General features: G+C 73.6%; 15 protein-coding genes. 5 read left to right on the top strand and 10 right to left on the bottom strand.

Features of this window, described 5'->3' with window-relative positions:
• The first annotated feature begins 265 nt into the window (after positions 1-265).
• The 5 genes from AB2U05_RS09675 to AB2U05_RS09655 all read left to right on the top strand — a co-directional run bounded on the left by AB2U05_RS09675 (position 266) and on the right by AB2U05_RS09655 (position 5944).
• Positions 266-940 carry a single-stranded DNA-binding protein gene (locus AB2U05_RS09675; protein WP_369183027.1) on the top strand — a complete coding sequence of 225 codons (675 nt, stop codon included), beginning with the start codon at positions 266-268 and terminating at the stop codon, positions 938-940.
• 355 nt (positions 941-1295) lie between these two features.
• Entirely contained in the window at positions 1296-2708 is a 1413-nt protein-coding gene (locus AB2U05_RS09670) for a Cys-Gln thioester bond-forming surface protein (protein ID WP_052707145.1), read from the top strand.
• Positions 2709-2967: 259 nt separating this feature from the next.
• Positions 2968-4632, top strand: coding sequence for an energy-dependent translational throttle protein EttA (gene ettA / locus AB2U05_RS09665; RefSeq protein ID WP_045692768.1), 1665 nt, complete (start codon positions 2968-2970; stop codon positions 4630-4632).
• A gap of 109 nt (positions 4633-4741) precedes the next feature.
• A complete protein-coding gene (locus AB2U05_RS09660) occupies positions 4742-5185 on the top strand; it encodes a thioesterase family protein (RefSeq protein ID WP_045692769.1) in 444 nt (147 codons plus the stop codon).
• A gap of 57 nt (positions 5186-5242) precedes the next feature.
• On the top strand, positions 5243-5944 hold the full coding sequence (locus AB2U05_RS09655) for a hypothetical protein (protein ID WP_045692770.1): 702 nt from the start codon (positions 5243-5245) through the stop codon (positions 5942-5944).
• A gap of 68 nt (positions 5945-6012) precedes the next feature.
• On the opposite strand, the gene AB2U05_RS09650 is transcribed toward AB2U05_RS09655, so the two are convergent.
• From AB2U05_RS09650 to AB2U05_RS09605, 10 genes are all read right to left on the bottom strand, one after another.
• Positions 6013-6417 carry a globin gene (locus AB2U05_RS09650; protein WP_369183026.1) on the bottom strand — a complete coding sequence of 135 codons (405 nt, stop codon included), beginning with the start codon at positions 6415-6417 and terminating at the stop codon, positions 6013-6015.
• Between the two features lie 87 nt (positions 6418-6504).
• Positions 6505-7647 carry an ABC transporter permease gene (locus AB2U05_RS09645; RefSeq protein WP_369183025.1) on the bottom strand — a complete coding sequence of 381 codons (1143 nt, stop codon included), beginning with the start codon at positions 7645-7647 and terminating at the stop codon, positions 6505-6507.
• Positions 7644-8561: an ABC transporter ATP-binding protein gene (locus AB2U05_RS09640; protein WP_045692771.1), complete on the bottom strand. Its 918-nt coding sequence runs from the start codon at positions 8559-8561 to the stop codon at positions 7644-7646. Before AB2U05_RS09640 ends, AB2U05_RS09645 begins: the two co-directional genes overlap by 4 nt.
• A gap of 158 nt (positions 8562-8719) precedes the next feature.
• Positions 8720-9895, bottom strand: a complete 1176-nt coding sequence (locus AB2U05_RS09635; protein ID WP_369183024.1) for an FHA domain-containing protein — start codon at positions 9893-9895, stop codon at positions 8720-8722.
• 82 nt (positions 9896-9977) lie between these two features.
• A complete protein-coding gene (locus AB2U05_RS09630) occupies positions 9978-11333 on the bottom strand; it encodes a VWA domain-containing protein (RefSeq protein ID WP_045692844.1) in 1356 nt (451 codons plus the stop codon).
• Positions 11334-11463: 130 nt separating this feature from the next.
• Positions 11464-12774, bottom strand: a complete 1311-nt coding sequence (locus AB2U05_RS09625) for a protein phosphatase 2C domain-containing protein (protein ID WP_369183023.1) — start codon at positions 12772-12774, stop codon at positions 11464-11466.
• A 3-nt stretch (positions 12775-12777) separates the two neighbouring features.
• On the bottom strand, positions 12778-15336 hold the full coding sequence (locus AB2U05_RS09620; RefSeq protein WP_369183022.1) for a tetratricopeptide repeat protein: 2559 nt from the start codon (positions 15334-15336) through the stop codon (positions 12778-12780).
• Positions 15337-15341: 5 nt separating this feature from the next.
• Complete coding sequence (locus tag AB2U05_RS09615; RefSeq protein ID WP_063773453.1) at positions 15342-16709, bottom strand: hypothetical protein; 1368 nt, start codon at positions 16707-16709, stop codon at positions 15342-15344.
• Positions 16710-16925: 216 nt separating this feature from the next.
• The gene (locus tag AB2U05_RS09610) at positions 16926-17930 is read right to left on the bottom strand and encodes a glutamate ABC transporter substrate-binding protein (protein ID WP_369183021.1); all 1005 of its coding nucleotides are present in this window, start codon (positions 17928-17930) and stop codon (positions 16926-16928) included.
• 16 nt (positions 17931-17946) lie between these two features.
• Positions 17947-19425: a hypothetical protein gene (locus AB2U05_RS09605; RefSeq protein ID WP_052706338.1), complete on the bottom strand. Its 1479-nt coding sequence runs from the start codon at positions 19423-19425 to the stop codon at positions 17947-17949.
• Between the last annotated feature and the right edge of the window lie 252 nt (positions 19426-19677).

The following is a 19677-nucleotide window of genomic DNA, read 5'->3' as shown; positions in this document are numbered from 1 at the left end:
CGTTCCCGGGCACGTTCCGGGAGGCGTCGGCCGGGTCACGGAGCAGGTGGTTTGTTGTCATGGCCGCGAGGAGTCGGGGGTCCGGGCGGCGGCCAAAGGCTGAAATTCACCCCTGCGAGTGACAGTGACTATCGGAATGTGCCGAGTGGCCTACGAGTTGTCCACAGGATTTCGGAAGTCCATCGCCGGAATTCCCCCCGCGACGCACTCTCCTCTCGCACCGCTCGATTCCGTACGGTGCATCGGCGAGAACGGAGAGTGCGCTGTGAACGAGACGCATGTGACGCTGCTCGGCAATGTCGCGAGCGAAGTGAGCTACGGGGAAACCGGCAGTGGCGTGCCGATGGCCAGTTTCCGGCTCGGCTGCACCGAGCGGCGGTACGACCGGGAGCGCGAGTGCTGGGTCGACGGCGAGACGCAGTGGCTCACAGTGACGGCCTGGCGGGCGCTCGCGGTGAACCTGATCGGCTCGCTGTCGCGGGGGGATCCGGTGCTGGTGAGTGGCCGGCTGAAGGTGCGGGAGTGGACGCAGGGTGAGGTGCGGCGCAGTCGGGCGGAGATCGACGCCCGGTCGGTCGGACACGACCTCACCCGCGGTACCGCGGCCTTCCGTTGGGCGGTCGGGGTGCGCGGGCATCCGCCGGGCGCGCTCGCGCCGGGCGGGGCGGCCGGATCGGGGGCCGGTGGCGAAGCGGTGCCCGGGTGGATCGTGAACGCCCTGGAGGGCCGCAGGGGCGCGGCGGCGGCGCCGTCGACGGGTGCGGCGGGGGCCGAACCGGCGGTGCCGGCAGGGTCGGTGGCGGCATCCGTGACGGCGGCAGGGGCGGCATCCGCGGCGGCGTCGGGGGTGGCGTCCGGGGCGGCCGGGAAGCCGGCGGCGGAGCCCGGCGCGGTGTCCGAGAGGGAGCGGGGAGGTGGGGCGGAAGGGAAGCGGAGCTGACGGGGCGACGACCCGCCCTGTCGACAAATATGTTGATCGAGAAGGCCATTGCGTCCGCACGCGCATTCCGGACCGATCAAGGAAAGCGGCACCGAGTTTCTGGCATGGTGTCAGCTTGTGTGGATCCTGGGAGGATTGATAACGATCCAGATACGGAATCGTTCGGATTTCGCATGGGGGTTTCGGGGCCTCTGAGGCTCAATAGGATTCGTCTGGTTTCAAACCCCGCGACAGCGCCACAGGGGGCGCGTGCGGCATGGAAAGTCGGCGGGCCGCCCCTCGGGCCGAGCCCGTCCCGGAGGGATTCCTGATGGTCCAGAGGCAGAAGCGGAGTCTGACCCGCATAACCACTGTCATGCTCACGACCAGCGTTGCGCTGGGTGGTGGCCTGCTCGCGGCCGGTGCGGCGGTCGCGGCGGACGGCCCCGGCGCGGGCGTCACCGCGGTGGTGCAGAACAAGATGTTCGGCGAGAAGGTCGACGTCGAGGGCAAGGGTGCGGTCGACGCCGGCCTGTTCACCCTCAAGACGGCGTCGGGCGAGGAGCTGCGCACCTACTGCATCGACTTCGACAACCCGGTCTACCTGAACAGTGGTGCGAAGTACCACGAGGCGGACTGGTCGGCCAGCTCCCTCAACAGCAACGCGAACGCCCCCCAGATCCGCTGGATCCTGGACAACTCGTACCCGCACGTCCAGCTGGCCAAGCTGCGGGACGCCATCGGCGACGCGGACCTGTCCGAGGAGGACGCCGCCGCCGGCACCCAGACCGCGATCTGGAAGTTCTCGGACGGCAAGACCGCGACCCCGCGCAACGAGCACGCCAAGAAGCTGCGCGACTACCTGACCGGCGACGCCAACAAGGGCGTCGCGGCCGAGCCGAAGCCCTCGCTGACGCTCACCCCGGACTCCGTCACCGGCAAGGCCGGCGGCAAGCTCGGCCCGTTCGTGCTGAACTCCAGCGCCAACGCGGTGAAGCTGGCCGTCTCCGGCGACGCGGCCGACAAGATCAAGGTGCTCGACAAGGACGGCAAGGCCGTCAGCGGCGCCCTGACCGGCCCGATCGGCAAGGACACCCAGCTGTTCCTGGACGTGCCGGCCGGCACCCCGGACGGCAAGGCCGCGCTCAGCGCCAGCGCCGACACCAGCGTGCTCAGCGGCCGGGTCTTCATGAGCGACCTGGACGACGCGGGCAACCACAGCCAGACCATGATCCTGGCCGACTCCATCAAGGTCAGCGTCGCGGCCGAGGCCAAGGCCACCTGGAAGCAGGGCACCGGCGCGCTGGTCGACAGCAGCGCCAAGGTCGAGTGCGCCAACGGCGGCGTGCGCGTCACCGTCAACAACACCGGTGACCAGCCCGCGACCGTCACGGTCGGCAAGCAGCAGGTGACCGTCCAGCCGGGCAAGAGCGAGAACGTGCTGGTCAAGGTCGCCGAGAAGGCCCACTACGAGATCGCGGTGGCCGGCCCGAACGGCTACACCAAGACCTTCACCGGCACCCTCGACTGCAAGACCGGCGTGACGCCGACCGGCGCCCCGACCACCCCGGCCGCGACCGGCACCCCGACCGCCGGTCCGTCCACCGCGGCCGCCCACCCGGCCCCGTCGACCACCAGCGCCGCCCCCGGCACCGGTGGCCTGGCCCAGACCGGTGCCAGCAGCAACACCCCGATCATCGCCGGTGTCGCCGGTGCCCTGGTCGTCGCCGGTGGCGCCTCGGTCTTCTTCCTGCGCCGCCGTGGCCGCCACGGTCGCACCACCGCCTGAAGCGCCTGAAGCGCCTGAGCCCGGCCCGGAGGCACTGACCTCCTCGGACCCCTGAGGCGGAACGACGGCCCGGCTCCCCGCATCCGCTGCGGGGAGCCGGGCCGTTCGCGTTGCCGTGGGGGCGTCGGCGCGGCGCTCCTCAACCCACGGGCCGGGATACCCCCGAGGGGCACCCCGGCGGTTCGGGGCTCCCGGCCGGGTGCGGCACAATGGAAGGCTGCAAGCCGAATTACTCCCGACGACGCCGGAGCGATCTCACGTGGCGGAATACATCTACACGATGCGCAAGGTGCGCAAGGCTCACGGAGACAAGGTCATCCTTGACGACGTGACGCTCAGCTTCCTCCCCGGAGCGAAGATCGGCGTCGTGGGCCCCAACGGTGCCGGTAAGTCCACCGTGCTCAAGATGATGGCCGGCCTGGAGCACCCCTCCAACGGCGACGCCTTCCTCTCGCCCGGCTTCACCGTCGGCATGCTGCTCCAGGAGCCGCCGCTCGACGAGACGAAGACCGTCCTGGAGAACGTGCAGGACGGCGTCAAGGAGATCAAGGGGAAGCTCGACCGCTTCAACGAGATCGCCGAGCTGATGGCGACCGACTACTCGGACGCCCTCCTCGAGGAGATGGGCAAGCTCCAGGAGGAGCTGGACCACGCCGAGGCCTGGGACCTGGACGCCCAGCTGGAGCAGGCCATGGACGCCCTGGGCTGCCCGCCCGGCGACTGGGCGGTCACCAAGCTCTCCGGTGGCGAGAAGCGCCGCGTCGCGCTCTGCAAGCTGCTGCTGGAGGCCCCCGACCTGCTGCTGCTCGACGAGCCCACCAACCACCTCGACGCCGAGTCGGTGAACTGGCTGGAGCAGCACCTGGCCAAGTACAAGGGCACCGTCGTGGCCGTCACCCACGACCGGTACTTCCTCGACCACGTGGCCGAGTGGATCCTGGAGCTCGACCGCGGCCGCGCCTACCCGTACGAGGGCAACTACTCCACCTACCTCGAGACCAAGCAGTCCCGTCTCAAGGTCGAGGGCCAGAAGGACGCCAAGCGCGCCAAGCGGCTCAAGGAAGAGCTGGAGTGGGTCCGCTCCAACGCCAAGGGCCGCCAGGCCAAGTCCAAGGCCCGCCTCGCCCGTTACGAGGAGATGGCGGCCGAGGCCGACAAGATGCGGAAGCTGGACTTCGAGGAGATCCAGATCCCGCCGGGCCCGCGCCTGGGCAACGTCGTCATCGAGGTCGAGAACCTCAACAAGGCCTTCGGCGAGAAGGTCCTGATCGACGACCTCAGCTTCACCCTGCCGCGCAACGGCATCGTCGGCATCATCGGCCCGAACGGCGCCGGCAAGACCACGCTGTTCAAGATGCTCCAGGACCTGGAGACCCCGGACTCCGGCAAGGTCAAGGTCGGCGAGACCGTCAAGATCAGCTACGTCGACCAGAGCCGCGCCAACATCGACCCGAAGAAGACCCTCTGGGAGGTCGTGTCGGACGGTCTGGACTGGATCAACGTCGGCCAGGTCGAGATGCCGTCCCGCGCCTACGTGTCGGCCTTCGGCTTCAAGGGCCCGGACCAGCAGAAGCCGGCCGGCGTGCTCTCCGGCGGTGAGCGCAACCGCCTGAACCTGGCGCTCACCCTCAAGCAGGGCGGCAACCTGCTGCTCCTCGACGAGCCCACCAACGACCTCGACGTCGAGACGCTCTCCTCGCTGGAGAACGCCCTGCTGGAGTTCCCCGGCTGCGCCGTGGTCATCTCCCACGACCGCTGGTTCCTGGACCGAGTGGCCACCCACATCCTCGCCTACGAGGGCGAGAGCAAGTGGTTCTGGTTCGAGGGCAACTTCGAGTCGTACGAGAAGAACAAGATCGAGCGGCTGGGCGCCGACGCCGCCCGCCCGCACCGGGCCACCTACAAGAAGCTGACCCGAGGCTGACATCCAGCTGTCACAACGGCCCGGCAGACTGCCCTCCGGGGCGGCCTGCCGGGCCGCGGCCCGTCACCGACGTACGGCGGCGGGCGAACGGACACCGAGGAGAACATCCGTGGCCCGCCACATCTACGCCTGCCCGCTGCGCTGGTCCGACATGGACGCCTTCGGGCACGTCAACAACGTGGTCTTCCTGCGCTACCTGGAGGAGGCCCGCATCGACTTCATGTTCACCCAGGCCGCCGAGGCCGGTGCCGGGGAGTTCGCGGGCGGCTCGGTGGTGGCCCGCCACGAGATCGACTACAAGCGTCCGCTGGTGCACCGGCCCGAGCCGGTCACCATCGAGACCCGGGTGACGCACATCGGCAGCGCCTCGCTGACCGTCACCTACGAGATCAAGGACACCCACGAGGACGGCAGCGAGACGGTGTACGTCCGCGCCTCCACCGTGGTCGTCCCCTACGACCTGGCCGAGGGCCGGCCGCGCCGGATCACGCCGGTGGAGCGGGAGTTCCTGTCCCGGTTCATGGACGCGGAGCCCGCCGTCGCGGCAGTCTGAAGTCGTACGCCCCGCACCACGCGAAACACCCCCCACGACGATTCGAGCTGAGCCGCGTTGACCGTCACCGCCCGCCTCGCCCTCACCGACACCCGGGAGGCCGCCGACCTCTCCGCCTTCCTGCTGCGCCTGCTGCGCTTCGACAAGGCGGCGGTCGTGCGGCTGCAGGCGGTCGGCCAGGCATCGGAGGAGGGCCGCGACGGCGTGCTGGCGGTGTTCGGACGGCTGCCGCTGGGCGGCTCCGGCGCGCTGGCGATCCGCACCGCGCGGCTCGGCGGCCTCGACGAGCCGGTGGACCTCACCGTCTCGGCCGGGCAACTGCTGGACGGCGTGGACGCGGAGACCGGCGCCGTCGCGCTGCCCGCCCCGGTGACCGGCCCGGCCTGGGCCGGCCTGCTGCCGCCGCGCACCGGCTGGCGGCCGGTCGGCGCCCCGCCGGTGGCCGAGGTGTACCCCGAACTGATGGCCGGCGTCCGGGAGTTCCGCGAGCGCAGCGAGGCCGTCCCGGCCCACCATCGCACCCGCGCGGTGCTGGACGGGCTGGCCGACGAGATCTGGTCCCGCCCGGTCGGAGTGCTGCCGGAGCTGCCGCTGCGGGCGGTGCACGCCGCCTACGTGATCGGCTTCCTGAAGCCCGGCGCCCCGCTCACCGCGCACCGGGCGGGCGGCTGGCTGCGGCTGAGCGCCCCGGCCGGATCGGTGGTGCTGCGCACCGCGGCCGCGCCGGGCGCGGGGCTCGGGCTCAGCCCGCTCAGGTAGTCCGGCCGCGCAGGTAGTCCGGCCGCTCGGGCGGTCGAGGATCGGCCTGTGCCACGGCCGGCCGGGGCTCAGCCCGGGGTGTTGATCATCGAGGCGGCCGCGTAGGCGAGGTAGTCCAGCAGCTGCCGCTCGTGCTCGGCGGGCAGCTCCAGGCTCGCCACGGCCGCGCGCATGTGGGTGAGCCACGCGTCGTGCGCGGCCTTGTCCACCTTGAACGGCACGTGCCGCATCCGCAGTCGCGGGTGCCCGCGCCGCTCGCTGTAGGTGTTCGGGCCGCCCCAGTACTGCATCAGGAACAGCGCCATCCGCTCCTCGGCCGGGCCGAGGTCCTCCTCGGGGTACATCGGCCGCAGCAGCTCGTCCCCGGCGACGCCCTCGTAGAAGCGCCGGGCCAGCCGCCGGAAGGTCGGCTCGCCACCGACCTGGTCGAAGAAGGTCTCCTCGCTGAACGTGCCACGCCGGATCTCTTTCACCCGACCATGGTCGCAGACGCCGGCGGGGCCGTACACCAGGACCAAAGGCGTACGACCCCGCGCGCTCGCGGATTCAGCGGGTGACGGCTACGCGTCCTCCCACTTGAACAGCTTCCAGGAGATGCCGGTCAGCACGGCCGCGAAGAGCAGCAGGCCGCCCATGGTGGGGAGGGCGTCCATGACGCCGCCGCCGCGGGTGAGGACCGACTGCGCGCTGCTGACCAGGTAGTGCAGCGGCATGAACTCGGAGACGGTCTTCAGCCAGCCCGGAGCGCCGTCCATCGGGAAGAAGGAGCCCGAGAGGAAGGACATCGGCAGGACGATGACCTGCGAGATGCCGCTCGCCGCCTCCTCGGTCTTGGCGACCGAGCCGGCCAGCAGGCCGATCGACATGAAGGCGAGGGTCGCGCAGGCGACCAGCGGGATGATCAGCCACCAGTTGCCGGTGAGCTTGAGCCCGAAGAAGCTCGTCGCGACCACCACGAAGACGGTGGTCTGCAGGAGCGCCGTCACCAGGGAGACCAGGATCCGGGAGCTGACCACCGTGCCGGCGCTGATCGGGGCGAGCCGCAGGCGGCGCAGCACCTTGCTCTTGCGCCAGTTGACCAGCGTCAGCGCGGCGCCGAAGACCGCGCCGGTGGCGACGGCCCAGCCGAGCAGGCCCGGGGTGAGGAACTGGATCGGCTTGAGCGACTTGTCCTCGACCTGCTGGGAGTCCAGCACGTAGGCCGGCTTCTGGCCGGTGGCCGCCTGGTTGGCCTCCTGGACCACCGAGTTGAGGATGCCCTGGAGGGCGCCGGCGCGGACCTGGTCGGCCGCGGTGAAGCGCAGTTCGACCTTGCCGTCCGCGCCCTGCTTGATCAGCGCGTCGAAGTCGCCCTTGCGGACCTTCTCCAGCGTGGCGGCCTCGTCGTCGGTGTGGGTGATGGTGAGGACCTTGTCCAGGCCGGCCCGGTCCGGGCCCTGGATCGAGTCGAACAGCTTCACCGCGCCGACCTGCGCCACCTTGGCGTGCGGGCTGTGGTCGCCCTTGCTGACGGCGCCGAAGAACACCAGGAAGACCAGCGGGAAGAGCAGGATGAAGAACGTCGCGGTGCGGTCGCGCTTCATGCCGAGCAGCATCGCGCGGGACAGGCTCCAGAACGCGCTGACCCGCTCCCGCCCGCCGGCGTCGGCCGAGGTGCCGCGCGGGGCGGGTGCCTTCGGCGTGGTGGGGGTGGTGGCGGTCATGCGCGGAACTCCCGTCCGGTGAGCTGGAGGAAGACGTCCTCCAGGGTGGCACCGCGCACCTCGAGGCCGCGCAGCGCGTTCTGCTCGGCCAGCACGCTGAGCACCGGGGCCGGGAGCCGGGTGGAGACGGACAGCGTGACGGTGTCGTCCTCCAGGGTGGCGAGGTCGGCGCCGGCCGCGGTCAGCAGCTCGCGGGCCCGCTCGAGCGACAGCTGGCCGGAGGCCACGCTGATCCGGACGGTGTCGTCGATCTCGCGGATCAGCGCCGCCGGGGCGCCGGTGTGCAGGATCTTCCCGTGGTCCATGATCGAGACCCGGTCGCAGAGCACCTCGGCCTCGTCCAGGTAGTGGGTCGTCAGGACGACGGTGCGGCCCTCGGCGTTGATGTCGCGCAGGAGGTCCCAGAGGTTGCGGCGGGCCTGCGGGTCGAGGCCGGTGGTGGGCTCGTCGAGGAAGACGAGCTCCGGGTCGTGGGCGAGGGCGCAGGCGATCGACAGGCGCTGGGCCTGGCCGCCGGACATCTGGTCGGTGAGCGTCTCGGACTTGTCGGCGAGGCCGACCCGCTCCAGCATCGCGTCGGCCCGCTTGGGGCCGACCCCGTAGAACGACGCGAAGGTGCGGATGGTCTCCCGGGCCGTCAACTTGCGGAAGAACGCGGAGGCCTGGAACTGCACGCCGATGCGCGGCAGCAGCTTCGGATTGCGCGGCCAGGGCGCCATCCCCAGGAGCTCGATCCGGCCCTCGTCGGGCTTGCGGACCCCCTCCAGGATTTCCATCGTGGTGGTCTTCCCGGCGCCGTTCGGGCCCAGGATTCCGTAAAATTCGCCGGCCTCGACGGTCAGTGACACCCCGTCGACAGCCTGCACATCCCCGTACCGCTGACGGATGCCGTCAGCGGATATAGCTGCAGTCATGTGCCCTGAGAATAGGGCTCCCGAGCGCGTTTGTGCACATCGGGGACTGGGGATTTGGGGATTCCTTGAGGGTGGGGGCGAAAGCGGCCGGGCCGGGCGGAAAGTGAATTCCGCCCGGCCCGGCCGGAGTTGTCGCTGACTGGCCCTCAAGAGGGCGGTCAGGCGCGGTGCACCGTGATGGTCGTCCAGGCGCCGATGTGGATCCGGTCGCCGTCGTTCAGGGGCACCGCGGTGTGCGGGGCGATCGGCTCGGCGCCGCCGTTGACGGTGGTGCCGTTGGTCGAGTCCTGGTCCACCAGGACCCAGCTGCCGTCCGCCTGTTCGGCGAGCAGCGCGTGCTGGTGCGAGGCGCCCGGGTCCTCCGGGGGCACCGACAGGTCGATCTCGGGCACGGTGCCGCGGTGCTGGCTGCGCCGCCCGATCCGCAGCTGGCCGCGGCCGGTCAGCGGGATGCGCCGCTCGGGGCAGTACGGCGGGAAGAACAGGCCGGCCGCCTCGGGGCCGCTGCGGGTCATCATCTCGGTGAAGTAGTCGCGGTCGGCGGCGACCACGGCGATCCAGTTGGCCCGCAGGGGCTCGGTCGGCGCGGGCTCCGGCTGGCCCTGCGGCTGCGGCTGCGGCTGGGGCTGGGGCTGCGGCGGGGCGAGGTGGAAGGACGTGCCGTAGTCGCGGTTGGGCGCGGGCTGTCCGGCGGGCGGCCCGGCCGGCTGTCCGGCGTAGACCGGGCCGGAGTCCGAGCCCAGCACGGCGTCCGGGAAGGCGCCCTCCGGCGGCGGGTAGCCGTAGATGTGCGGGTGCTGCGCGGCGTCCGGCTGCGGCGGGGCCGCCGGCGGCTGCTGGACGGGCTGCGGGTGCGGGACGGGCTGCTGGTGTTGGACGGGCTGCGGCTGCGCCGTGCCGCCGTACGCCTCCGGGATGTTCAGCGGCGGCGGCTGGGCCGGCCCGGGCGCGGGCGCGGGCATGCCGGTGGGCGGCGGCTGGCGGCGCGAGGGCGTGGACAGCTCGTAGTCGTAGCCGCACTCCTCGCAGAACCGGCCGGTCTGCGGGCTGCGGCAGATCGGGCACAGGGCCAGGCCCTCGGTGAGGTCCGGGAAGCCGTGGCCCGCCGGGGGAGGCGGTACGGCCCCGGGCGGCGGCACCGCGCCGGGCTGCGGCGGAGGGTAGGCCGACGGCGGCGGCATCGGCGGGGGCACCGGGGCGCCGTAGGGCGCGCCGGGCGCGGGGTGGCCGCCGTGGGCCCCGGGCGGGGCCGGTGGCGGCGGCGTCATGGGAAAGCCGCAGAAGTCGCACCAGTCCTCGGCCTGCGACTCGTGGCCCCTCGGGCAGATCGGCATCAGGTCCCCCTCACTTCGAGCGCGTCGAGCCGGATCGGGGCGGCGTCGCGCCGGGCCGTCGGCCCGGCCACGTCTTCAGCGGTCACTTCTTCACACGCACTGTCTTGGTCGACCGGGTCTCAAGGGTCATCGAGTCGGCCTCGCTCACGTTCTTACGGAACCGAACCGTACCCTCCTTGGGGTCGACGACGTCGACCACCTTCTGGAGCAGCTTGTACGTGCCCTCGTTGCCGGTCTCGTGCGCGATCCGGACGGCGGCGCCCAGCTTGGCCGTCGCGGTGTCGACGTCCCCGGCCCGGTGGGCCTCCAGGCCCTCCTGGATGGAGGAGGCCAGCACGGCCTGCCCGGTGTAGTGGGCGACCTGCGGGCTGATCCGGGTGGAGGCGGCCAGGTCGTCCGTCCAGACGGCCTTGACCAGGCCCTGGGAGAGCACCTCGGGGGTGCCGCCGCCGACCTGCGGGGGCAGCACCAGGCTGATCCGGGCGGCGAGCATCTCGTTGCCGATCGAGGCGGCCGGGACCTCGACGCAGACGTGGTAGTCGCGGCTCTCGTCGCCCCAGGAGCCGGTGGGGTAGTCGCCGGCCCGGGGCCCGGCCTCGGTGCGGCGGGCGGTCAGGTCCTCGACCGAGGGGGCGACCTGCTTGACGAACTTGACGGTGGCGTTGGCCGGGGTCCAGATCCGCAGCGCGACGTCGGCGACCTGCTTGCCCATCGCGCCGGCCATCATCGAGCGGAAGTCCTCGGCCAGGCCGGAGGGTTCGGCGACGATGTCGGTGGTGCCGAGCAGCGCGGAGGAGATCTTGCGCAGCTCGTCGATCCGCCAGTCGGTGCCGACGCCGCGGCAGTCGGCGGTGAAGTGGCCGGTGACCCGCTCGACGGTGCGGGCCAGGTCCTCGGCCGACTCGTGCTCGTTGTTGCCGTCGGTGAGCAGGATGGCGTGCCGGATGGCGATCTCGCGGCGGGTCAGGAAGAGCTGGTCGGCCTTGGTCAGCCAGGTGCCCATGGCGGTGCCGCCGGCGGCGGTGAGCCGGCGCAGCGACTCCTTGGCCTGGTCGCGGGTGGCGGCGGAGGCGATCGCCAGGGTGCCGTCGCCCGGGTAGATGTCGCGGGCCTCGTGGGTGCCGGCGACGACGGCGAAGGCGGTGCCGTCGCGCACCGCGTCGATGGCGGCGGCGGTGGCCTCGCGGGCGCCGTTGATCTTGGTCTTGGGGTAGTCCATCGAGCCGGAGCAGTCGACCAGGATCACCACGGCCGCGGCGGCGTCGGCACCCGGCGGCACGGCGTCGAAGCGGCCGAGCGGGCGGCCGCCGGAGGTGCCGCCGCCGGTGGCGGTGACGGTGACGATGGCGTTGACCTCGCGGGCGCCTTCGGCGAGGCACTCGTTCTGGAAGATCTCCACGTCGAACTTGGGCAGGTTCGGCTTCGCCAGTGTGGCCATGGGGCGGTCGGCTCCCGTCGGATGCGTGGTGGGTGTGATCGGGTCGGTGGGGCGGCCCGCCGGGCGGCGGTCCACCGGGCCGGGGGCCTTTCGTGCCGTCAGGCCCCCGGGCCGTCCGGGCGTGGCGTGCTCAGGCGGTCGGCGGGTGCGGGGGCCGGGGCGGTACGGGCGGTGCGGCGGGCGCGGCCGGGGGCGCGGGCGGTGCCGGGGGCAGTGGGGCGGCGGGGGAGCCGATCACCGGGAGGTCCGGGAGGGTCGGCTCGTAGTCCTCGTCGTCCTCGTCGTCCTCGGCCCGCGTACCCGGGCCGGCGGGCGCGGCGGGCGCGGCCGGGCGGCTGATGATCGGCAGGTCCAGCGCGGTGGGCGTCTGCTCGACCTCCTCGATCGCGACCGGCGGCGGGTCGATCGGCAGCACGGCGACGGTGATGTTGTCGTGGCCGCCGGCGGCGACCGCGAACTTGACCAGGGTCTGCGCCGCCGCGAGCGGCTCGGCGCGGGCGTCGGGCCGGACGAAGTAGGCCAGGTCGGTGGCCGCCTCGGCGTAGTTCCACAGGCCGTCGGTGCAGATCAGCAGCACCCCGGGCACGTGCGGGGTGAACTCGAGGGTGTGCGGCACGACCTCGTCGGCGTCGGCGCCGAGCCAGCCGGTGATGGCGTGGGCGCGGGGGTCGGCGTAGGCCTCGGCCTCGCCCATCAGCCCGGCCTCGACCATCCGGGCCGCCCAGGAGTCGTCCTGGGTGAGCCGGAACGGCTCGGCGGCGGCGCGGTCGTCCGGGATCCAGTAGGCCCGGGTGTCGCCGACCCAGCCGATGGTGACCCGGCCGCCGGCGGCGATCGCGCTGACGTAGGTGCAGGCGGGGGCGTTGACCTCGGGCCGGGTGGGCCCGGTGCCGTCGGCGGCGAGGTCGGCGACGGCCTTCGCGGCGTCGGCGATGGCCCGGCGCATCGCGTCCTCGTGGTCGCGGCCGGCCTCCAGGGAGGTGAGCAGCGATTCGGAGGCGGCGTCGACGGCGGTCTCGGAGGCCTCGTCGGGGCGGTCGGAGGAGGAGACGCCGTCGCAGACCACGGCCACCACGACCGGCTCGCCGCCGGGCAGCGAGGTGGCGGCGACGGTGAAGGAGTCCTCGTTGCGGTGGTGGCGCACACCGCGGTCGCTGACCCCGGCGACGCCCGCGAGCGCCTTCTCCATGTGGTCGCGCGGGCGCGGCTGGGCGCCCCCGCAGGCCTCGCAGTAGCCGTCCGGGGCGACGCTGGGCTGCCCGCAGTGGACGCAGACCGGCCCGCGCTGGGCGGGGACGGCCTCGGCATGGGCGGCGGCCCAGCTGGCGGGCATCGCGCCCGGCGCGGAGCCGCCGTCCCGGGCGGCGCCGCAGCGGTTGCAGAAGGCGTCGTCCGGGTCCATCGACTCGGCACAGCTCGGGCACTCGGTCTGCTGCGGCATCGGCTACACCCACGTCCTGGGACGGGCACGGTTGGCCCGCTCCACCATCTCGATCCTGGTCTCGGCCCGGTCGGCCAACCGGGCGAGTACCCGGTAGGACTGTTCCAGGGCGAAGCGCAGTTCCCGGTCCTCGGCGGGCCGCCCGAGCACGACGGTGGCGGCGGCCTCCTTCCGGCGGTTCTCGGGGGTGGCGTCGACCCAGCCGAGGGCGGCGCTCAGCACCTCGACCGACAGCTCCTCGCGGAGCCGGTCGTCCAGGCGCAGGGCCGTCAGCTGGGCGGAGCCGGCGGTGAGGTCGGCGGCCAGGTCGTCGGTGGCCGGGCGTTCGCGCAGGCGGGCGCGGACGGCGGCGATCCGGGCGGCGGTGTACTGGCTGGAGGTGGCCGGGACGGACTCCAGCACCCGCACGGCGGCGGGCCGGTCGTCCTCGGCGAGGCGGACCCGGGCGAGGCCGAAGGCGGCGCTCAGGTAGGCCGGGTCGGTGGTCCACACGAGCCGGTAGAACTCGGCCGCGTCGCCGCCGTCGCCGAGCAGTTCGGCGCAGATGGCCAGGGCGAGCTTGGGCGCGGCCTCGCCGGGGAAGGCGTCGTAGACGGCGTCGAAGGCCTCGGCGGCGGCCCGCAGGGAAGTGGCGGCCTGCCCGCTCGCGCCCTCGGCTGCCGCCCCGACCAGCGAGGCCAGGCCGCGGTACCAGACCACCCGCCAGTCCTCCGGGTGCTCCGCCTCCAGCTCGGCGAGCTCGGCCGTCGCCGTGCCGTGGCGGCCGAGTTCGAGCAGGGCGCGCAGTTCGCGCAGCCGGCTCTCGACCGAGGCGGCGGGGGCGCCGGCGAGGGCGGCGAGCGCCTCCTCGGGGTCGGTGGCGAGCAGGGTGGCGAGGAAGCCGGCGTTCGGGTCGGTCGGGTCGACCCGGGGGACGGGCAGCGCGAGGGCGGCGGCGGCCGGGTCGAGCGGGGCCAGCCGGAGCTGCCCGCGCTGCTCGGTGGGCAGCACCAACTCGGTGTCGACGACGCGCAGTTCGGGGCCGAAGAGGGTGGAGAGCGCGGGCCGGGCCCGGCCGTCCTGGAGGGCCAGGACCTCGCGCAGCACCCCGGTGAGCTGGTCGGCCATCTCCTCGGCGGAGGCGAAGCGGCGGGCCGGGTCGGGGTCGGTGGCGCGGACCAGGAAGCGGTAGTACGACTCGTACCGGGCGAAGACCTCGACGTCCTCCGGGCCGGGCAGCGAGTCCCGGTAGGTGGTGCTGTAGCCCTGGAAGTCGAAGGTGAGCACCGCGAGGGTGCGGGCCACGGTGTAGAGGTCGGAGGCGGGGGAGGGGCCGTCGGTGGCGATCTCCGGGGCCTGGTAGCCGATGGTGCCGTAGATCGGCCCGTCGTCGTCGAGGCGGCGGACGGCGCCCATGTCGATGATCTTGAGCGCGTCGCCGCTCTGGATCACGTTGTCGATCTTGAAGTCGCAGTAGACCAGGCCGCGGCCGTGCAGGTAGCCGAGCGCGGGCAGCGCCTCCAGCGCGTACGCGATGGCCTGCTCGACGGGCAGCGGCTCGCGCCGCCCGTCCGGGGTGCGGCGCTCGTTGGCGATGTCCTTGAGCGACTTGCCGCCGACGTACTCCATGACGATGTAGCCGTCGGTGGAGCCGGTGCGCAGGTCCGGGTGCTCGGCGAAGTTGATGATCCGCACGATGCTCGGGTGGTCGACCTCGGCCAGGAAGCGCCGCTCGGCGACGGCCGCGGCCAGCGCGTCCTCGTCCCCGGTGTCCAGCAGGCCCTTGAGGACCACCCACTTGTCGTTGACCCGGCGGTCCACCGCCAGGTAGATCCAGCCCAGGCCGCCGTGCGCCAGGCAGCCGACCACCTCGTACTGGCCGCCGACCAGGTCGCCGCGGCGCAGCTTGGGCGTGAAGGAGTACGGCGTGCCGCACTTGGTGCAGAAGCCGTCCGGGCGGCCGGGGCGGCCGTTCTTCTCCCGCCCCACCGGGGACTCGCACTTGGAGCAGAACCGCTTGCGCTCGGGCACCTCGGGGTTGACGAGCACCGCCTGCGCCGGGTCGGCCGTCGCCACCGTCGGCACGGTGACCAGGCCGGCGCCCAGCGGGTTGCGGGTGCCCGCGGTGCCGCTGCCCCGGGTGGAGCGCACCGAGACCGAGCGGCTGCTGCCGGTGCGGGTCGAGCGGTGCGAGCGGGAGCGGCCGGACATGGAGCGGGCGGAGCCGGTGCGGGCCGACATCGAGCGGACCGAGCCGCTGCGGCCGGAGTCCGGGGCGACCCGGGCGGAGGGCACGTACGGCTGGGTGCTGCCGGTGACCGGGCCGGTGCCGGCGCCGGGCGCGGTCAGGCCGCACTCGTCGCAGTAGCCGTCCGCGTCGATGCTGCCCGAGCAGTCCCGGGGGCAGGGCGAGCCGGGGCCGGCCGTCGCGGCCGACGGGGGCGCGGTGCTGCCGGCGCTGCCGGTGACCGGGCCGGTGGCGGTCCCGCCGCCCGCCGGGGCCAGCCCGCACTCGTCGCAGTAGCCGTCCGCGTCGATCATGCCGTTGCCGGAGCACTCCGGCCGTACGCACGTCCCGCCCATCAACCTCAGCCCCCCTGAACCTGTCCGTCGACCGGCGCCGGGCCGGCCGCGTCGTGTGGCGTCTCCTGCACGGCCTCGGCCTGGGCCGGCCGCAGCGACTGCTGGAAGCGGGCCACCGCGGCGGCGGCCGCCCGCAGGTCGCACGGCGCGCTCCACAGCAGCCAGCGCGCCTTCTCGTACCGTTCGAGCACTTCCGGGTCCTCGGCGACCCGCAGCCGGGCCGCCATCGCCTTGTAGGCGTCCAGCCGGCCGCGCAGCTCCGCCCGGACGGCCAGCGGCTGGGTCACCTCGGTGAGCGACTGCCGGGCCCGGGCCAACTCCTTGGCGGCGGCGTCCTCCAGGGCCTCCAGCAGCGGTGCCAGCCGGCCCCACTGGCCGCTCTGGCGCAGATCCAGCGCCGCCACGATCCGCTCGCGCAGCGCCGAGGCCGGGCCGGGCACGGCCGGGACGTCGCTGGCGGCTATCTTCGCCAGCACCTCGCCGCGGGCCCGCCGGGCCTCGGCCAGGGTGGCGTCGGCCCGCTGCAGCAGGTCGCCGACGCCCTGCAGCCGCTCCTCGGCGTCGTCGCGCAGCCGCAGCACGTCCTCCAGCTCCAGCCGGATGCCGTCCAGCGCCCGCCCGGCGCGGTCGAAGCGCTCGGTGTCCACCACGCCGGTGGGGGTGGCGAAGGCGGTGCCCTCCGGCACGGTGCCGCGCTGGGCGGGCACCCGGGCCGGGCGCCACAGCGCCAGCGGGTCCTCGCGGACCTCGGTGCGCAGCCCGGTGAGGTCGGCGGCCAGGGCCGTCAGGTCGTCGCCGAGCGGGTGGCTGCCGGCCAGGACGCCGAGCGAGGCGGCCAGGGTCTGCACCCGCTGGAGCTCGGCGAGCAGCAGGTCGATCCGGGCGGGCAGCGCCGACCAGACGGCGTCGGCGGCGCTGACCACCTCCAGGACGGTGGCGTACCAGGAGTTCATCCGGGCCATCAGCGCGTCCAGGCTGACCCGCTCGACCAGCTTGGCGGGTGCGCCGAGCAGTTGCGGGCCGTCCGGCAGCGCGCCGCCCGGGACGGTCACCGCGTCGCCGGTCAACAGCTCGCTCAGCTCGGCGAGTTCGCTCGCGCCGGGCTTGGCCCTGCGGGCCCGGACGGCGCGTGCGGAGGCCAGCGCCTCCGAGTAGCGGTCGAACAGCGCCCACAGCAGCGGCAGGCCCTTCCCGGCCACGGACCAGCGCTCCAGCGTCCGCCCGGACAGGTCGGCGCCGTCCAGCAGCCGCAGGCCCGGGTGGTCCTGCAGCGCGAGCAGCGCCGACTCGACCGCGTCCCGCTCCGCGCCGAGGCGGGCGAGCGCGCGGTCCACCTCCTCCCGGTTCAGTACCGGGCCAGCCGATGCCGCCACCGCGGTGTCCTTCCTTCTTCCTCGCGTGCGAGCGTCCCGCCGACCTGCTCGATGGCGGGTGATCCCACGACAACCCCCGTGTCCACCACCGGCACCTGCCCGCGGTGATCGTCCCGAACCCTAGCCGGTGGCCGTTCCGGTGGCGCGGGCGCGGGGCGTCAAGCGCGCGTCAACGCGCCGCTGACGTGCCGCCGGCGCGCCCGCCGGCCGGGCCGGTCAGTGCGGGGCGGGCCAGTAGTGGTCGGCGTCGTTGAGCATGTACGGCTTGAGCCAGCGGTCGTAGCTGCGCCCCCACTCGCCGCTCGCGTGGTAGTCGGCCAGCACCTGGTTGACCCGGGCGGTCAGGTCGGGGCTGGTCTTGAGCATGGCGATGCCGATCACCTCCGGCTGGACGTCGCCGTCCACGATCCGCACCGTCTGGTCCTGGGCGGCCTGGCCGGCCGCCAGGCCGTTGTCGGTCATGGTGGCGTCCACCTTGCCGAGCTGCATCAGGACCAGGCAGTCCAGCTGGTTCTCCACGACCGTCAGGCGGGCCTTGGAGTCCTTCTTGGCGCCGCCCTTGTTCGGGTCGAAGACGTCGGCGGCCGTCGACCCCTTGGCGACGCAGACGTTCCGGCCGCCGATCGCCTCGTCCAGGTTCTTCGCCGGGGAGGTCTTCGGGACCAGCACCCGCTGGCTGATGCTGAAGTACGGCTTGGAGAAGGCGACCTGCTTCATCCGGTCGCAGTTGATCGTCATGGTGCGCACGATCAGGTCGACCCGCCCCTTCTGGACGGCGTCGACGCGGTCGGCGGTGGCCACCGGCTTGAGCACCACCTTGTCCGGGTCGCCGATGATGGCGGCGCCGAGCGCCCGGGCCAGGTCGATGTCGAAGCCCTCGATCTGACCGGTGTTCGGGTTGCGCGCGCCCCAGCGGAAGCTGTTCTGGTCCACCCCGATCACCAGGCTGCGCTTGGCCTTGATGAGGTTCACCGCCGGGCCGTCCGCCGTGCTCGGCGGCACGCTGGAGTAGGGGTCGCAGGTGTCGGACTGCTCCCCGGACTTCTCCCCGGTCTGCTGGGCGGTGGTCTGCTGGACGGCGGTCTGCCGGACGGCCGGCGGTGCGTCGTTCGCGGCGGCCGGCGCGGCACCCGAGGGGCCGCCCCCGCCGAGCACCGTCGCGCAGGCCGCCAGCACTGCCAGCGCCGCGGCGCCCCTGGTCGGTACGGTCCTCGTTCGCATCTGTCCCATCCCCCTGTTACCGGTACTCGGCCAGTCGGCGGCCCAGGCCGCGCAGCGCGGCGACCGCGGCCAGCAGGCCCAGCACCGCGGCCGCGCCGGCGGCGGTGCGGAGGTCCCGGCCGGTGCCCTCGGCGGCGGAGTCGAACTGCTGCTGCTCGGCGTCGGCGGCCTTGGCCAGCGCCTGGTCGGTGAGGCTGAAGGCGGCGTCGGCGGTGCCGGTGGTGTCGGTGGCCGACACGGTGGCGTTCAGGGCGCCCTGGTAGTCGGCGTTGTCCTGCTCCAACTTCCCGGCCCCGGTGTGCCGCAGGCGCCAGGTGTCGTAGTCCTTGGCGGCGTCCCGGACGGACTCCGCGGCGGCGCCCGGGGCGAGCCGCAGGGCCTCCGGGAGCGAGCCCTTGGCCGCGGCGAGCTGGTCGGCCCCGGCCGCGGCCAGGTTCTCGGTGGTGCCCAGGTTGTCGGTGGCGGCGGTCCACTGGTCCCGGTACTTGCCGGTCGAACCGCGCGCGACCAGGTGCAGGTTCTCCGCCAGCCGGGCGGACAGCACGTCCACCCGGGCCGCGTTGAGCGCCCGCAGCGGCGTCGCGCCCTGCCGGTCGCTGCGGTCCAGTGCCGAACCGGTGGTCAGCCCGGTGACGGCGAGCCAGAGCGAGCCCGCCAGGACGGCGGCGGTGGCGGCCAGCAGGCCGATGTTGAACACCCGGTTGGTGCGCCGGCACAGCAGCACCTGCACCCAGGCCAGCGCCGCCAGGGTGAGCACCGCCAGGCCGAACGCCGCCCACGGCACGGACTTGGCGTCCGCGTAGTCCCGCGCCAGCTCCTTGTCCTCGGCGGCGGCCAGCTGCGCGGCGGTCGGCAGCAGCACGGTCTGGATCTGCTCGGAGGCGTACCGCAGGTAGGCGCCGCCGAGCGGGATGCCCTGCCGGTTGTCGGCCCGGGCCGACTCCACCAGGCCCGCGTAGACGGGCAGTTGCTGGTTCAGCGTGGAGAGCGAGCCCTGCGCCGGGGAGGTCGCGGTGGTCCGGGCGGCGGCCTCGGAGATCAGCCGGGCGGCCGTCGCGAGGTCCAGTTCGTAGCGCTTGCGGACGGCATCGGGCTCGGCGCCGGCCAGCAGGAAGCCGCTCGCCGAGGTGGTGGCGGCGTCGGCCAGGCTGCGCTGGATCTCGGCCGCGTCCCGGCTCAGCGGCTGGCTGTAGGAGACCACCCGGTCGGCGGCCTGCGCCCGGGTCTCCAACTGCCAGGCGGTGAGCGCGCCGAAGGCGACCGTCAGCACCGTGAGCAGCACGCCGGCCAGCCGCAGCCGGCCGGGGGCGGTGCTGGTGCTGCGCGCCAGGCGGGCCATCAGGCCGGCGGCCGCGGTGCCCGGGCGGGAGCGCTGGGCGGGGATGCGGGGGCCGCCGCCCGGTGCGGCCGGGGCCGTCCCCGGCGCGGCCGGCGGGCTGCTCGGCCGTGCCGGGACCGCGGCGCCCGCTGGGCCGTTGCCTACTGGTGTCGCCACCCGCCTCATCCTCCCCTGGTGCCGGTCCCGTCCTGCGGGGCCCGGCCGTTGCCAGCAGTATGGCCGTGACTCCCCCCGGCCACACCCGACTTGCGTGGATCTTGAGCATGTGTCGTGCACGGTTCGCGCGCCGTGCTCGTGTTCGGCTCTCGTGCGGCGATCCGTCCGACGCGGGCTGCACCCTACGCGGTTCCCCGGATCCGGCGGAGCGCCGGGGTCCGGTTGTGGCGGCGGGCCGGTGGACGGCGGGCG

Source organism: Streptomyces sp. Y1 (genome assembly GCF_041053115.1).
In the GTDB taxonomy this organism is placed as follows: domain Bacteria; phylum Actinomycetota; class Actinomycetes; order Streptomycetales; family Streptomycetaceae; genus Kitasatospora; species Kitasatospora rubellomurina.
The sequence above is the reverse complement of the archived record's forward strand: the minus strand, read 5'-3'. Positions and strand labels throughout refer to the sequence as shown.